This window comes from Sporolactobacillus sp. CQH2019, from assembly GCF_028765345.1.
Taxonomy (GTDB): Bacteria; Bacillota; Bacilli; order Bacillales; family Sporolactobacillaceae; genus Sporolactobacillus.
Window position 1 is genome coordinate 1 of record NZ_JARAJZ010000041.1, and the last position, 1,143, is coordinate 1,143.

Consider the following 1,143-nt stretch of genomic DNA (forward strand, 5'->3'; position numbering starts at 1 on the left):
AACGCGAATCGGTACACCTTCGTCTGGAAGAAATCGGTCAGACACTATCAGACCGGAGTTCAGGAAAAGGTCCGCACAATTTTTCGTGAGATCCAGGAGCAGATGACCCTAGATGATCAATCGCTTCAAGACTTTGCCGGGGATCCAAAGAAAAAGGTCTCAGCCCAAGAAATGGAAAACTGGACGGAAAAAGTTGAGGAACAAATGAACGAGAAACAAGCCGAACCAAACGATTCCTCTTCGAAACGACAGCTGAAAAAGCAACTCAAAGCACTGAAAACCGATCTCATCCCTCGTGAAAAAAAGTATGAAAAACAACTGGCTACCTGCGGTGAGCGCAACAGTTATGCCAAAACCGATCCGGACGCCACCTTCATGCGGATGAAAGAGGATCACATGAAGAACGGCCAGCTCAAAGCTGGATACAACGTGCAGATGGGGACAGAGAACCAGATGATTCTGTTCTACACCCTGCATCAGAATCCAACGGATACACGAACGCTGATTTCCCATTTGAAGCAGCTGGCGGATTCACCTGTCGGCCATCCCGAAAGCATCATCGCTGACGCGGGATACGGCAGTGAGGAAAACTATGTGCATCTCCTGGAAGAACAGTACCAGGCACTCATCCCCTATAATCAGCTGAGGAAAGAGGAACAGCGCAAGTTCAAGAAGGAGCTCAGTAAAGTTCAGAACTGGGATTACGATGAGAAAAACGATCGGTTTATCTGTCCCAACAAACAGAGGGTCCTTTTCAGGAAATACATGACACGCACCGATCATTATGGCTATAAAAGGGACTTCAAGATCTATGAATGCGAGGACTGTTCCGGCTGTCCATTCAAGGCGAAGTGTACCAAGGCCAAGGGAAATCGTCAGGTTCACTACAATCCGGTTTATGAAGAAGTTAAAGCCAAAGCAAGACAGGCCCTCTATTCGGAAGAAGGCCGAGCGAAGTACCGGCAACGAAAACTGGAAGTGGAACCGGTCTTTGGCAATCTGAAACAGAATATGGATTTCCGCCGATTTCATCTGCGAGGACTGGACAAAGTCTCGATTGAATTCGGCCTGTTAGCGTTGGCCCACAACCTCATGAAGAAAGTCCGAAGGGATTTCACCCAGGAAGGAGCCCCTCATTTTCAC

General features: G+C 48.1%; 1 protein-coding gene. It reads left to right on the forward strand.

Annotated elements, in window-relative coordinates:
* Positions 1-1,143, forward strand: a 1,143-nt coding sequence (locus tag OYT88_RS20685; RefSeq protein ID WP_274402259.1) for an IS1182 family transposase, incomplete at both ends; no start/stop codon positions are given.